Consider the following 14839-nt stretch of genomic DNA (forward strand, 5'->3'; position numbering starts at 1 on the left):
TAAAACTTAATGCTTTTAATTATTTTCATCCCTGAAAAACTCGTATACTGCCTTTGCTGATGCCTCGTTCATCCCATCAACTGCTTTAAGGTCATCAATTGTTGCTTTTTTAATTTCTTCAATACTGCCAAAATGTTTCATAAGTGCAATTCTTCTTGTTTTTCCTATCCCCTTTATTTCATCTAATACTGATGCTACACTTCCCTTATCCCTTAAGCTTCTATGATAAGTTATTGCAAATCTGTGTACTTCATCCTGTATTCTAGTAATAAGCTTAAAGGCATTGGATTCTTTATACATTGAAATTTCTTCACCATTGTAAATAAGTCCTCTGGTTCTATGCTTACCGTCCTTAACCATTCCACAAACAGGTATATTCAGCCCTAGTTCATTTAATACTCTCTTTGCAGCTGTAACCTGTCCCTCACCACCATCTATCATTATAAGATCTGGCATTTGTGCAAACTTTCCTTCTGCTAGTATTCCTTCATCAATTTCTTTTCTCTCTTGGATTCCTCTTTTATATCTTCTTGATATGATTTCCTCCATACTTGCATAATCATTTGGTCCTTTAACAGTTTTTATTTTAAACCTTCTATAATCTTTATTTTTAGGTTTACCACTTTCAAAAACAATCATAGAACCAACCGGATCTGTTCCCTGAATATTTGATATATCAAATGCTTCAATTCTGAAGGGTAAATCATCTAATCCTAAAATAAATTGGAGCTCCTTTATGGAATCCTCAGTCATTTCCTTTTCCCTTAAAAATTTATATTTCATCTGTTCTAGTGCCGCCTCTGCGTTCTTCTTTGCCATTTCTATCAATTTCGCCTTATCGCCGCGTTTAGGTACCTTTATATGTACCTTGCTGCCTTTTTTGTCTGAAAGATATGATTCAATTATACTTATCTCTGATATTTCATCCTGAAGAATAATATCCCTTGGTATAAAATCTCTATCTGAGTAGAATTGCATAATAAATTGAGATAATATTTCTTCCTCCACATCATCAACATCAAAATAGAAATTCTCTCTTCCTAAAAGTTTTCCTCCTCTTATGAAAAATACTTCTATGCAGATACCATCATCACCCTTTATATATGCTATTACATCTTCATCATCCAGGGCCGATGATATTATCTTTTGTTTCTCTGATATTTTTTCTATTGATAGTATTTCGTCCCTAATCTCTGCCGCCCTTTCAAAGTCAAGTTTCTCTGAAGCCTTAATCATTCTGGTTTTTAACTCACTTACAAGTTCCTCATGTTTTCCTGAAAGAAACAGCATAATATTCTTTATTATTTCCATGTAAACTTCTTTATCCACATTACCCTGACATGGTGCTAGACATCTGTTAATGTGATAATTTAGACATGGCCTATCTATTGTTTTGCCATAGGCAACTGTTTTCTTACAATCCCTTATTTTAAATAGTTTTTTTATTATACCTATTGTTTCCCTTACTGCTGAAACGTCAGTATATGGACCAAAATATTTAGCTCCGTCTTTTACATGTTTTCTTGTAACCATAACCCTTGGATATTCTTCATTTATTGTCACTTTAATATATGGATAATGTTTATCGTCCTTTAAAAGAATATTATATCTTGGCTTATTCTTTTTTATCAGATTACATTCAAGAATCAGCGCCTCCAATTCACTGTCGGTGATAATATATTCAAATTCAGAGATATGGCTTACCATGGCTCTGACCTTTGGGGAGTGATTTTTAGAATTTTGAAAGTACTGTCTCACTCTATTTTTAAGAGAAACTGCTTTACCAATATAAATTATTTCTCCCTTTGAGTCTTTCATAATATATACACCTGGATTATCCGGCAGCTTTTTTAATGCATCTTGTAAATCAAACATATTAAACCTCCAAGTTACATTTGATATTTATATCACCTATTTTAGCCCTGTTATTATTATGGGAAGTCTAAAAGTCAGGTATATTAGTCCCAGTGCCATAATAAGACCTTCTATCAGGTTTCCCCAACCTGAACCAACTGTGAATGTCAATGGCATCTTATATTTTTTCTTTTTAAATGGATAAAATAGAGGAATGCCCCTTGATGTAAACATATCTGCAAATAAATGTAATCCATAGCCTATGGCAAAGGGTATTACGCACTCTTTAAAATTATATATTACAGCTGCATATCCGAATATACTTAGAAAGCTCAATAAACCTGAAAGACTGTGGGTTATTCCGTTTCTATGGGAGGAAATACCTATTAAAACTAAAAAAACTCCCAGTGCCTTTAAATATGCAAGGTTAAAATAAAAATAATTTACTAAAAATATAAAAACACCAAGTGTTATATATATGGTAACCTTCACTGGTTTATTTTTAACAGGAAGAATATATTTATTAATTATACTTTTAGGATGATCTATATCTGGAAGTATAGAGGCCAGAGCACATACCCCAAGTACTGGTAATGACAATTTTACTGGTAAATACTCAGATAATATTACAGTAGCCATAACCCCTATACCAAAATGGGTCTTGCCTGTCATAATAATTCTCCTTTATGTTAACTTTATATATAGTATATACCAGCATTTTTTGTCGAACAAGTGTTTGTCAGAAATTCATATAAAAATAACAATAATTTGAATTAACAATAAAAAGAAACAAGCCCATGTGTCTAGATTGAATTAACAACTTTGGGCTTATTCTTTTTATTATATTTTTATCAAAGCGTTGCAATATTATTTTGATGTATTGTGGAAATAAGCTCTTAATATCTGCCTGGTTATATCAGCAGCTTTTCCTCCACCTATACCACCATTTTCAACAATCACCGCAATTGCAATTTTTTTCTCATTTGATTTTGCAAATGAAACAAACCAAGAATGTGGCTCCTTCCCTTCAGCATTTTCTGCTGAACCTGTTTTGCCACCTACCGTTATGCCTTTAAGCTTAACTTTTTTCCCTGTACCCTTCTCAACAGTAGATATCATGTATTCTTGAATTTTTGCTGCCACACTGGCATCTAAGGCATTTTTCAGGACTGAAGGTTCTGTTTCATAGACAGTTACCCCATATCTATCCTTTACCCTTTTAACGATATAAGGTTTCATAATTTTTCCATCGTTGGCTATTGCAGAGGCAACTAGTGCCATATGAATTGGATTTGTACTTACGTCATGCTGTCCAATTGCATCCTGAGCTATTAAGGATTTATTGTTTTCATCCTCAACTTTTATTTTTCCTGTTTTAACATTAAAAACAGGAAACTCATCCCTTGTTTCGATGCTTTTATTGAACATAAAGTTCTCTGCTGTTCTAACCAGATTAGTTGAACCTAGTTCCATTCCTATTGTTCCAAAAGTGTAGTTGCAAGAAACCATAAATGCCCTTTTAATGTCAATGCTGCCATGGGACAAATTGTTATGATCTGTTAAGATATAATTTCCAATTTTTAATTTTCCAGTACAATTAAATTTTCTGTCTTCGATATCAGGTATGTTTTCTAAAGCAGCTGTTGTTGTAATTATCTTAAAGGTTGAACCTGGAGGATAAAAACCTTGAACAGCTCTATTTAGTAATGGAACATCCTCCGTATCCTGATTATATTTTTGAAATTTTTCACTGTTATCCTCCCCAATAAACTGAGGATTAAAGGATGGTTTGGATACCATTACAAGTATTTCTCCTGTTTCAGGATCAATTGCTACTGCAGCTCCCTTGTTATTTCCAAAGGCATTATATGCTGCTTTTTGAAGCTTTGAATCTATTGTTAAATAGACATCGTTTCCTCTTTTGTCATCCTTTTGTAAAGTCTCCCTTAATGATTTGAAAATTGTTCCTAAGATATTATAACCCTCTGATTTTCCTTGTAATAAGCTGTTATATGCCTTTTCTACACCTGTTTTTCCAAAGGCATAGCTGTTATAACCTGTAACGTGCGCAAAAACATATGGATTATTATATATCCTTTTTTGTTTTTCTTGGCTGATTCTCTTGCTGTATACTATTTTTTCTCCATCTCTATCTACAATAGAGCCTCTTAATATCTCAGCTTCCTCAATTCTTAATCTCCTGTTTGAAGGATCTCCAACAATTTTGTTAGCTGTATTTGTGTAAAAATAAGTAAGATAAACAATTATACTAAAAAAACATAGAGAGAAAAAAATAACCAGGATTTTAATATTTCTAACAAGATTTTTATCATCCATTTGCTCTATACCCCTCCTCAGATATTTTTTGCAGAACTCCAAGGGAAGCAAAATTAAGTAGCATTGAACTTCCACCATAACTTACAAATGGCAAGGTTATCCCTGTGAGGGGTATCATTTTAATTACCCCCCCTATTATAACAAAAACCTGAAATGCTATCATACTTGAAATACCAACTGCTACTAATCTTGAGTAGTTATCCTTTGCATATATGGCTGTTCTCAGGCCTCTATATACCAGAATGAGATAAAGTAGTATTATAGCCATTGCACCAAGGAGCCCAAATTCTTCACATATTGCTGCAAAAATAAAATCGTTGTGGGCTTCTGGAATAAATTCAGGATGACCAAGTCCTAAGCCAGTGCCAAAAAGTCCTCCCTCAGCAATAGCAAACAAGGACTGACAAATCTGATGCCCCCAATCAAATTTATATTTCCATGGATTAAGCCAAATGAAAATTCTTTTTCTGACATGGGAAAAAAGAAAATAGCTTATAACTCCGCCTCCTGCAAAGCTTGTTATCCCAAGTAATATATACTTAATATCAGATGTTCCTATATAAAGCATTGTTATAAAAATTCCAAAGAATATTAAACATCCACCTAAATCCTTTTCAATAACTAAAAACCCTATAGCAATGAAAACTGGCAAAGCTACTTTAAATGCATCCTTTAAATCCTTGATTTTTTCAATGGAGCCAGCAAGATAAAATATTAAAAAAAGCTTTGCTATTTCTGAAGGCTGCATGGAAAAACTTCCAATTCTTATCCAGTTTTTTGAGCCCTTAATCTCTGATCCAATCAATAACGTTGAAGCTAAAAGTATTATTGAAATTATTATGTAAAAATTATAGTATTTATGAAACTTTTGAATATCCGGTAAAAACACAACCAGAAAAATAAATACTGCAATTCCTATAGTAAACCAGGTTATTTGTTTTATTGCCAATGATGTATCAAGTCTATAAATCATTACAAGTCCAAACTGTGCAAGAAAGGCAGATATTATAAGTAAATATTTATCTCCTTCAGGAAAAAAATGCTTAATTATAAAATTACTATAAGCTATAAGTATACATGAAGATAAACCAAATAATATTGGGCCAAAGTCTAGAAGCTTTATAGAACCACTTATGGATAAAGACAAAATTGTAAACATTATTAATATTACTGCATAGATTCCCTTTAAGACTGATTTTTCTGTATTACCCATATTATCCCCTCTTAACCTATTACTTTAAAAGTTATTCTTCCTATCTCAATTATGTCACCAATAAATATTTCTTCAGCTTCCTTTAACTTAAAGCCGTTTCTAAGAGTACCGTTTGTACTGTTAAGGTCCTGAATAATAAGTTCCTCATTGTCCAAAACTATTCTGGCATGATGTCCAGATACGAATGGATCGTCTAAAATCACATGGTTGTCTTCATTTCTTCCTATATTGGTTATTGGATGAATTGGGTATACACTTCCCCTTGAAATTTTTATATTCTCTGGAGCATCTATAACTTCAAGGGCATAATTTAACTCCAGACTCTTTTCCTTTCTGGTCTTACCTCCCTTTATTCCCTTTAAATCCATGTACATTATTCTTATTATCCTAAAAAGCACAAAATATATAAGACCAATAACCACAAATCTCATAACAAGAGAAATTTGCTTTATCATATAATCACCCTTTTTTATAAAATCATTATTATTATACCATAAAGATGAAATTGTTGGATATTCACTGAAGCAGGGTTAATATTAATTTAAAAATCTATCTATAATTATGAAAATAGTTTGTGGTTTAAAAGTAATATTTATAAAAAAAGACTGTGGCATCAGCAACTAGAAAATGCTAATTCCACAGCCCTTCATTTTTTAAGCTAAACCTAATGCAATTTCAATCATATTTGTGAAAGTATTTTGTCTTTCCTGTGCTGTTGTTAACTCTCCAGTAATTATATGGTCACTAACTGTCAGAATTGTTAAAGCATCAACCTTATACTTAGCAGCAAGAGTATAAAGTGCAGTAGTTTCCATTTCAATTGCCAGTGTTCCATACTTTGACCATATTTTCCATGAATTCGGATCATCATGATAGAAAGTATCTTCAGTTAAGACATTTCCAACCTTAACATCTAAGCCCTTTTCCTGTGCAATATCGTATGCTTTCTTTAAGAGCTTAAAACTGGCAGTTGGTGCATAATCCATTCCATTAAATCTCAGTTTATTTACACTTGAACTTGTAGATGCACTCATTGCGAATATTATATCTCTAACCTTAATATCCTCCTGAATAGCTCCACATGTTCCAATACGTATTAAATTTTTAACACCATAGCTCTCTATTAACTCATTAACATATATTGATATCGATGGCACTCCCATACCTGTACCTTGAACTGATACTCTTTTTCCTTTATATGTACCAGTAAATCCATACATACCTCTTACTTCGTTATAGCAAATTACATCTTCTAAGAAATTCTCTGCTATAAATTTTGCTCTAAGAGGATCTCCTGGTAGAAGAATTGTTTCTGCAATCTGTCCTTCCTTTGCTCCAATATGTACACTCATTGTAACCCTCCTTACTTCTTTTTTATAATTATATCATCTTTAGCAAATATAACAACTTTAAAGCTAACAAATGCATACACTTAATGTATATATACAACATAAAACTCCAAATAAAAAACTATTTATTTGCTCAAATAGTAAATGTCCCTTATGTTATGCATTTAGCGTGTTGCTAAACTCATTGTTTGAAGCTACGATATGCTTATAAGCCTTTAAGTCACTATGAACTTCTGTCTTAAATGGATTACGTCTATATTTAAATATCTTGTAATAATGGTAAATAAATACTGCTACGTTTGAAGCTAAGGAAAGGGTACTAACTACCCATAAAGCTGTTTCATTGTGTGATGATTTAACAGCAAACATTGAAGTATCCACAAATGATGGGAAACACATAACAAACATCATCCAAGTAGCCAGAGTTTGTGCACGATGTTGAAGCCAAGCACCTTTTTTTATAAAAAATGCAGAAATTGTACATGAAATTAATAGTGCTGCACCAGCATAGAATGCATGATCTGAAACACAATTGTAAACATAGGCAAAATTCCATAAATCATAAGCAATAATCCAGAACCATAGCATATCAGGCCAAATCATATCTTTATTTTTATCTCTGCTTATAAAAATACCCATCCAACCTGAAATAGTTATGATATTCAATATACCTGCAATACCATTCATAATATTCCATGGTCCACCAACCATTACAACTCCATCAACCAATCCATTTAAATTGCTACATTGAAAATCGCGAATAACAGCCTCAGTAATATTAAGTGCTAATATAAATGCTGGAAATGCCAACATAAACTTGTTGGTACTTAATTTCTTAATATAACGAATAGCCATAAATCCAAGACATCCAGCAAGGGCTGAGTAAACCTTTGCCCAATGAAACCATGTTCCAACACTTGAGCCAGGTCCTGCTGTTTTCCTCCAAACTGTAAAGGTAAGAATTATTGGAAGAACTAAAAATATGGCAATCGAAAACCCTTTACTCCTTCTTGCCATTTCATTTACAAGCATCAGCCCTCCTAAAACTACAAACCACATTAATACAGAATACCAAGGAATTGATTCAAATAAAAACATACATATCCCCCTTAACTTAGTTTTTATTGTCTTTAACATGTTTAAAGACAATTGATATATTAACAATTTACTGCTTATAGGAATATATGTCAATATTTTATCATTATTACAAATATGTTATATCATTACTGTTTTTTTACTTATCTTCAACTGTTCTTTATCTTCAGCTCCATGGAAAATAATAAACCTTACCCCAATATTTCATGAACTATTGTTGACCGTCCCTAAAAAAACATCTCATTTCAAGTATTTTCTTTTAAATTGAAGTTTACTATGAAATGAGATGTTATTTATTTTTATAATTTTAATTATATGTCCCTAATAAATTCCTACAGCCTCGAATGCTGCTTTTACTGCATTTGCCTCTACACTATTGACTCCGTAAAGGTCTACTGCTGATTGTATTAATGCTTCTTTAGCTGCCTTAAAGTCTGAGGATTGGGTCAAATAATTTACTAAGGCTCTATAATAGATTTGTTCTGTTTTTTCTATTGTCATGCCACTGGATGTAGCAATTAAATAGCAGGCTTTATTTGGGATGCCACAATTTGTATGAACACCACCATTATCTGAAGTTGTATAATTATAGTCATTCATATGGGCAGGATCTCCATATTTTGTTGGATCCTGAAGACTTCTAAGTGCATCATTGGCTATTTTAGGAGTCCATACATCCTCTCCCATTTCCCAATCAAATTTGTTCTTTTGGGCGAAATACTCTATAAATGTTCCAAAACAATCAGAGAAAGATTCATTTAAAGCTCCTGATTGATCTTTGTATATAAGATCAGCTTCATATTCGTCTACACCATGTGTCATTTCATGTGCGATAATATCAAGTCCACCTGATAATGCAAGTGAATTTACTCCATCACCATCACCATAAACCATTTGACTTCCGTTCCAGAAAGCATTAACATAATTTCTTGAATAATGAACAGTTGATTTTATTGTCATATTTCCGTTATCTATTCCATTCCTTCCAAATTTAGTTTTATAATAATCATACACGACTCCTGCATAATAATGTGCATCAACTGCAGCTGGGTCATTTATAATTTGAGATAATGAATAAACAATTGAGCCTGGAAGCCTTGTTGCATTATTTGCTGTATAGGTCGTAATAACCGCACTTCTAGTTAAATCATTCGTTTGGTATTGTGTTTCTGTTTTATTCCTTATTTTAACTGTAACTTTATCAAGATTTAAAGTTTTTGTGTCTCCAAGAACCCCTATTCCACTTCCTGTAACAGAAACTGTCCTGATTTTATTATATTTCTCTACTACCTCACCATTTAATGCATTAATAAAAATAAACCAATCTCCAGGAACAGGGCTTAAAAAGTTAATTCTGATTAGATATACAGGGATATATTCTTCATTTAATTCATACAAAAATAATTTAGGAACTAAATTGTCACTAAGATCTGTATTTAAACTTTCAGAATCAAAATTGACTTGGGCAATAGCAATTGCCACAGCATCTTTTTCCTTAATAAATTCCTTATTTCTCTTAAACTGTTTTGCCTTTACGTCAAAATTACCATTTACAGCATAAACCTCGTCTTTATTGTTGTAATGTATAATATATTCTTTACCATATACTGGGATTCCATCAACAACTTGCTGAAGTTTGACATGTGTATACCCTAGATTATCATTTTTACTATTCTTAAAAACAAGCTCTTTTTCCGCATCCTCAACATTAAATTCCTTCTTATAATCTTTAAAGAATTTTGCTATTCCCTTTATGTCTTTAGAGTATTTTCCCATATTTTTTACTAAAAAATTGTGGTTTGATTTTGCAGCACTAGAAGTTACTGGTATACAGACAATAAATGCAGTCACTAAAAATGTCAAAAATACTGACAAAAATCTTTTCATAATCCCCCTCCTTTTAAATGGTTAATTTTAACATAATATATTTTTACTATTTTAGAAGCACAAATATTCCATTAAATTGGCACTCATATAACTTATAATATATATATTATCGGTGTGTTTTTGCTGCCAGTTATTATGTGATATAATTATATTTAACACAATTTCAAATATTTGCTTTTATATTTATGAGGAGGGTACATATGAAACGTGAAGAAGCACTTATTTTATTAAAGGAACATGTTAAAACAGACCGTGTCTTAAGACACTCCCTTGCTGTTGAAGCTGCTATGAGAGCCTATGCTAAAAAGTTTGGAGAAGACGAGAATTATTGGGGATTATTAGGATTACTTCACGATATTGATTTTGAAAAATACCCTGATGAACATCCATATCATGCACCAGAACTCTTAAAACCTGCAGGTTTTGATGAAATTTTTATAACAACTATTTTATCCCATGCTTCAGCTTCTGAATTTCCTAGAGATACAAAAGAAAAGCTGTGTCTACATGCTGTTGATGAAATGGCAAGCTTTATTATCGCTGTTGCTTTAATGCGTCCAACCAAACTCGAAGGTTTAGATGCTAAATCAGTTAAGAAAAAAATGAAGGATAAGGCTTTTGCTAAAGCTGTAAACCGTGAAGAATTAACAGCATCAGCAGAAGCACTGGGAGTGGACTTTGCCGAGCATGTTGAAACTATTGTAAATGGTCTTATTGAACATGAAGCCCTGCTGCAGAAAGAAGGTTATAGCTTATTAGACTGATTGTTTTCATAAATAGTCAGCCATATCATATACAAAATATTGTATGTGATATGGCTGACATTTTCTATTTAAACAACTCTTCTAATTCTTCCTGGCTCATCGTTGATAAGATTACATCTGTGCTGTTATCTTCATCCAGTACATTTTTAATTATTTCCTTCTTTTTCTCCTGAAGTTCAAATATCTTTTCTTCTATTGTACCCTGGGCTAAAAGTTTAATTACTTCTACTGTTTTTCTTTGTCCAATTCTATGTGCTCTGTCAACTGCCTGCTGTTCTGCTGCAGGGTTCCACCATGGATCAAAGTGTATTACAACATCTGCACCTGTCAGGTTCAGGCCCGTACCTCCAGCCTTTAAGGATATTAAAAATACACTACCAGTTCCCTGATTAAAACTGTTTACCATTTCTATTCTCTTTTCTGATGGTGTCTGTCCATCAAGATACATGTATGAAATTTTATTTTTCTTAAAACGGATTTCTATATTTTTAAGAACAGATGTAAATTGAGAAAACAACAATATTCTATGTCCTGATTCTATGCTTTCCTCTAGTAATTCATCTAGTGCCAGCATTTTTCCACTTTCACCTTCATAGTTTTCAAGAAAACTTGAAGGATCACAGCATATCTGTCTTAATCTTGTCAGAAGTGATAATATTTTAATCTTACTTTTATTAAATCCATTGTTTTTTATTTCTTCATCAATTTCTTCCTTTGCTGAAGCTAAATATGCTGCATAAAGTTTTTTCTGTTCTTCTGTCATTTCAACAACTATTTTATGTTCAATTTTCGGAGGAAGTTCCTTTACAACTTCCCTCTTGAATCTTCTTAAAATAAAGGGTTTTATATGTTTATTCAGCTCCTCCAATGCTTCTTTACTTTTGTTTTTTGCAATAGGTGTTTCATATTGCTTTACAAATTTTCCATGTGACATTAAATACCCTGGCATTATAAAGTCAAATATTGACCATAACTCTGTAAGTGAATTTTCAATTGGAGTTCCTGTTAATGCAAATCTTCCCCTTGCCTTTATGTCTTTTACAGATTGGGCATTTAATGATGCTGGATTTTTTATCTGCTGAGCTTCATCCAATATGCAATAACTGAATTCAATATCCTTATATTCATCTATATCCCTTCTTATTAAAGGGTAGGATGTAATTACCATATCTGCTTCTTCTATTTCCTTTAAGAGACTTTCCCTTTCTTTTTTATTTCCGGATATAACAACTGCCTTCAGGTTAGGAGAAAATTTTTCCACCTCGTTTTTCCAGTTATAAACAAGGGACGTTGGTGCAACTATCAATGCTGGCTTTTTATTTTCTCCCTGTTCTTCTACCTCTGACGCTAAAAAAGCTATTGTCTGAAGTGTCTTTCCAAGTCCCATTTCATCAGCCAATATTCCTCCAAATCCACATGCTGACAAGGTCTTAAACCATTTAAAACCTGTTTTCTGATAACTTCTTAATATACCCTCAAGGTGCTTAGGAACTTCAAAGTCAGCATCTTTAATATCTTTTACTGTATTAACCAGTTCTTTAAATTTTTTATTCCTCTCAACATAAAGCATTTCATTTTGAACTATACTTTGATCCAAGTACATTGCATTATATTTTGAAAGAAGAACCTTATCCTTTTCAAGTTCAGAATCTTTAATATCGAGATAGCTAATAAGGTCTGCTACATCATTTAATTCCTTAGTATCAAGCTGAATAAAGCCTCCATCCTTCAATCTGTAATATTTTCTTTTTTCCTTTACAGCCTTAAATATATCCTTTAATTCTCTGTTATCTACACCCTCTATTTTAAAGCTGAACTCAAGTAAATCATTTTCATTTAATCTGACACTTGATTTAAAACTTGATTTTGTATATATTTTTATATTTTTAAACTCATCTGAATAATAAACCTCTCCAAGTTCCTGAAGCTTTGGCATTCCCTCTGATAAAAACTTTATCATTTTTTCAGTATCCTTTAAAATGTATTTATCATCATAGACTTCAAATCCAAAGCTCCTATAAATACTATTTACTTGTATTTCACCCTCAGCATCCCTTACTAATATACGTCCTGATGCATCATTTGAAGAATCTTTAAATGGGTTTACACTTATATCTCCATATATAAATTCTACCTTTGAAGACATACCTTCATCATACTTATCAAAATAAAATTTCAGCTTTAAGGGTTGCTGATAAAAATTTTTCTCCAGTTTTTTATCAATTGAAACTGCCTTTCCAATCTTTTTAAGGTTAGGTATTACATAGGATGCAACCTGATTCATAAGACTTTTATCAAAAGTTATTGCCCTCTCCTTTGATTCTACTAAGGCATTATAAATTGGTAAATAAAGTTTTATCTGTTCATCAGATGGCTTGTATATCTTATTTTCAAAGAAAAAGTAATCCCCATTCTTTGTAAGAGGTACAGGAATGTTATCTTCCTGCTCTAATAAAATCTCCTCTTTTTTCCTTTTTAAATTAAATTTTAAGGGTATATCATCATTGATAATGTAAGTATCTGTTGCCTGTTGATTTCCAACTTTTACACTACTTATCTGTCTGCCTGCCATAAGCTCAAAAACCCTTTTAAACTGTCTTTGTGATAGGTATATTTTCTTGCCATCAAAAAATTTACTCATGTTGTAATTAAAATCCCCAATCCTCATGGCGGATTCATATATCTCCAATAGTACCCCTATAATCTTTTTATCACTGTCATTAAATACATGTTTGTCAGTATCAAAGGTAAAACCCTTACCAAATTCAATTGATTTATTGAAATTAATATCACTTAAAAATGATTTCATATTCTTAACAACGTACATTTTATTTGTTCCTATTTTAAGTTCAAGAGCTGCTACTCTTTCATAACCAAATTGAAAATCAAAATAAAACTCTAATTTTACTTCTTCCTTTACAGAATTATCATCAATGTAGCTTGTTTTTATCTGTTCTATAATTTCAAGTCCTTTTTGTTTTGTCATGGAATAATTTTGATTTTCACTGTCTCTGTATATCTCTAAAAATTTGAAAATGACAGCTACTATATGCTTACAGATGGGATAAGAGTAAGAAACGCTGAAATAAGCTGGACATTCACAGTTGTGTTCAAGAATACCTTTTTTTTCGCTTATTACAAGTTCTACAGTATATGAATCAAAAAAAGAAGAAGACTCAACTTCTGCCCCAACATAAAATATATTATCCTCTTCATCATATTCAATATCAATTATGTTAACCATACCTTCTTTATATATGCTGTAACCCTTTCTGTATGCAGCTTCTCCGGAAGCCCTTCTTATATCTAAATCATTGAGTTTAATCACGCAAAACACTCCAATATAGTAAATTTTATCTTATTTTTACACAAAAAATTTAATACACAGCTAACATTATATCACTATCACTTTCATTTTTACAATTCTGCCCACCATATGGATTTGTATTCATTTTGTTTGGAAATTTATGATATTTACAAATGGACTTCAAAAATTCTGATTGTCCAAATACTGTTAACTTTGCATCCTTTTATATTAAATTAAACATTCTCATTCCTATCAAAATAATAGCCGAGTCAGCTAAAATATGGACTATCCATGAGTTTATGAAGTTATTTGATTTCGTATTAAGCCAATTGAAAATAATTGCTACTCCAATAAGTCCTGATAAAGCTAACAATATAAGTTCAATATTAAACCATGTCTTAAATATAGCTATATGGTATAAACCAAATAAAACTGCAGAAAATACATATGCTGTTTTCTTGTATCCCTGCTCGTATAGGTTTAAAAATATATATCCTCTAAAAAAGAATTCTTCTAAAAATGAGTTTCCAATGGTTATATACAGCCCAACAAATATAAAGTTTCCTGGTGTTATTTTTGACTTACTCTGAAGTTCTGATGCTATACTATTTAGATCTATGTAATTTCTCAAAATCAAAAATGCTCCAAAAACAATTAAAAAAGAAACTACTCCAAACAATAACCCTAACTTAAAGTTATTAATATCCATCTTTTTAAGATTTAAAGCTTCTCTTAATGATTTCTTTTTAATGAATTTAATATATAATATCGGTACTAATGTAAACAATAAAACCTTAGTTAACGTCTTTGTTAAATAATCAACCATCATTATCTGTTCAACAAAATACAACAATGCACATACTGCTAATGAACTTAAAAATATATATTTCTTCTCCATAACATTCCCTCCATCACATATGTAGTCTATTAAATGTTCTCTAATGGTTCTTAATTTTTTTATAGTTAAATATCAAAACTCCAATTACCATTTTATCATTTTAGCTTTCTTTGAATGGGGATGTTATTTATTTGT

11 protein-coding genes are annotated in these 14839 nt (G+C 31.6%); 1 reads left to right on the top strand and 10 read right to left on the bottom strand.

Translation table 11 applies throughout. The features are described 5' to 3' along the window. Positions 1-15 precede the first annotated feature (15 nt). From uvrC to Q428_RS06810, 8 genes are all read right to left on the bottom strand, one after another. Positions 16-1875, bottom strand: a complete 1860-nt coding sequence (uvrC, locus tag Q428_RS06775; RefSeq protein ID WP_035379403.1) for an excinuclease ABC subunit UvrC — start codon at positions 1873-1875, stop codon at positions 16-18. A gap of 36 nt (positions 1876-1911) precedes the next feature. Beyond that, positions 1912-2526 (bottom strand): metal-dependent hydrolase, encoded by a 615-nt coding sequence (locus Q428_RS06780; protein ID WP_035379405.1) that lies wholly within the window; start codon positions 2524-2526, stop codon positions 1912-1914. Between the two features lie 195 nt (positions 2527-2721). Then, the gene (locus tag Q428_RS06785) at positions 2722-4191 is read right to left on the bottom strand and encodes a peptidoglycan D,D-transpeptidase FtsI family protein (RefSeq protein ID WP_035379407.1); all 1470 of its coding nucleotides are present in this window, start codon (positions 4189-4191) and stop codon (positions 2722-2724) included. Then, the gene (locus Q428_RS06790; protein WP_035379409.1) at positions 4184-5404 is read right to left on the bottom strand and encodes an FtsW/RodA/SpoVE family cell cycle protein; all 1221 of its coding nucleotides are present in this window, start codon (positions 5402-5404) and stop codon (positions 4184-4186) included. The genes Q428_RS06785 and Q428_RS06790 overlap by 8 nt, the downstream gene beginning before the upstream one ends. Positions 5405-5415: 11 nt before the next feature. After that, on the bottom strand, positions 5416-5859 hold the full coding sequence (locus tag Q428_RS06795; RefSeq protein ID WP_035379411.1) for an FHA domain-containing protein: 444 nt from the start codon (positions 5857-5859) through the stop codon (positions 5416-5418). Between the two features lie 198 nt (positions 5860-6057). Then, the gene (gene deoD / locus Q428_RS06800; protein WP_035379413.1) at positions 6058-6756 is read right to left on the bottom strand and encodes a purine-nucleoside phosphorylase; all 699 of its coding nucleotides are present in this window, start codon (positions 6754-6756) and stop codon (positions 6058-6060) included. 153 nt (positions 6757-6909) lie between these two features. Then, positions 6910-7851 carry a DUF5692 family protein gene (locus Q428_RS06805; RefSeq protein WP_035379415.1) on the bottom strand — a complete coding sequence of 314 codons (942 nt, stop codon included), beginning with the start codon at positions 7849-7851 and terminating at the stop codon, positions 6910-6912. 318 nt (positions 7852-8169) lie between these two features. Further along, positions 8170-9735, bottom strand: coding sequence for a M4 family metallopeptidase (locus Q428_RS06810; protein ID WP_051515019.1), 1566 nt, complete (start codon positions 9733-9735; stop codon positions 8170-8172). A gap of 200 nt (positions 9736-9935) precedes the next feature. Here Q428_RS06810 and Q428_RS06815 point away from each other — a divergent pair, with 200 nt between their 5' ends. Further along, entirely contained in the window at positions 9936-10499 is a 564-nt protein-coding gene (locus Q428_RS06815; protein ID WP_035379417.1) for an HD domain-containing protein, read from the top strand. A 64-nt stretch (positions 10500-10563) separates the two neighbouring features. Here the strand turns inward: Q428_RS06815 and Q428_RS06820 are convergent, their stop codons facing one another. Together Q428_RS06820 and Q428_RS06825 are read right to left on the bottom strand one after the other, a co-directional pair. After that, the gene (locus tag Q428_RS06820; RefSeq protein ID WP_423219580.1) at positions 10564-13824 is read right to left on the bottom strand and encodes an SNF2 helicase associated domain-containing protein; all 3261 of its coding nucleotides are present in this window, start codon (positions 13822-13824) and stop codon (positions 10564-10566) included. 205 nt (positions 13825-14029) lie between these two features. After that, entirely contained in the window at positions 14030-14704 is a 675-nt protein-coding gene (locus Q428_RS06825; protein WP_051515020.1) for a CPBP family intramembrane glutamic endopeptidase, read from the bottom strand. Between the last annotated feature and the right edge of the window lie 135 nt (positions 14705-14839).

It is taken from the genome of Fervidicella metallireducens AeB (genome assembly GCF_000601455.1).
GTDB lineage: Bacteria > Bacillota > Clostridia > Clostridiales > Caloramatoraceae > Fervidicella > Fervidicella metallireducens.

Coding starts and splice junctions, on each gene's coding strand:
- uvrC (WP_035379403.1), bottom strand. CDS start 1,875: ATGTTTGATTTACAAGATGCATTAAAAAAGCTGCCGGATAATCCAGGT.
- Q428_RS06780 (WP_035379405.1), bottom strand. CDS start 2,526: ATGACAGGCAAGACCCATTTTGGTATAGGGGTTATGGCTACTGTAATA.
- Q428_RS06785 (WP_035379407.1), bottom strand. CDS start 4,191: ATGGATGATAAAAATCTTGTTAGAAATATTAAAATCCTGGTTATTTTT.
- Q428_RS06790 (WP_035379409.1), bottom strand. CDS start 5,404: ATGGGTAATACAGAAAAATCAGTCTTAAAGGGAATCTATGCAGTAATA.
- Q428_RS06795 (WP_035379411.1), bottom strand. CDS start 5,859: ATGATAAAGCAAATTTCTCTTGTTATGAGATTTGTGGTTATTGGTCTT.
- deoD (WP_035379413.1), bottom strand. CDS start 6,756: ATGAGTGTACATATTGGAGCAAAGGAAGGACAGATTGCAGAAACAATT.
- Q428_RS06805 (WP_035379415.1), bottom strand. CDS start 7,851: ATGTTTTTATTTGAATCAATTCCTTGGTATTCTGTATTAATGTGGTTT.
- Q428_RS06810 (WP_051515019.1), bottom strand. CDS start 9,735: ATGAAAAGATTTTTGTCAGTATTTTTGACATTTTTAGTGACTGCATTT.
- Q428_RS06815 (WP_035379417.1), top strand. CDS start 9,936: ATGAAACGTGAAGAAGCACTTATTTTATTAAAGGAACATGTTAAAACA.
- Q428_RS06825 (WP_051515020.1), bottom strand. CDS start 14,704: ATGGAGAAGAAATATATATTTTTAAGTTCATTAGCAGTATGTGCATTG.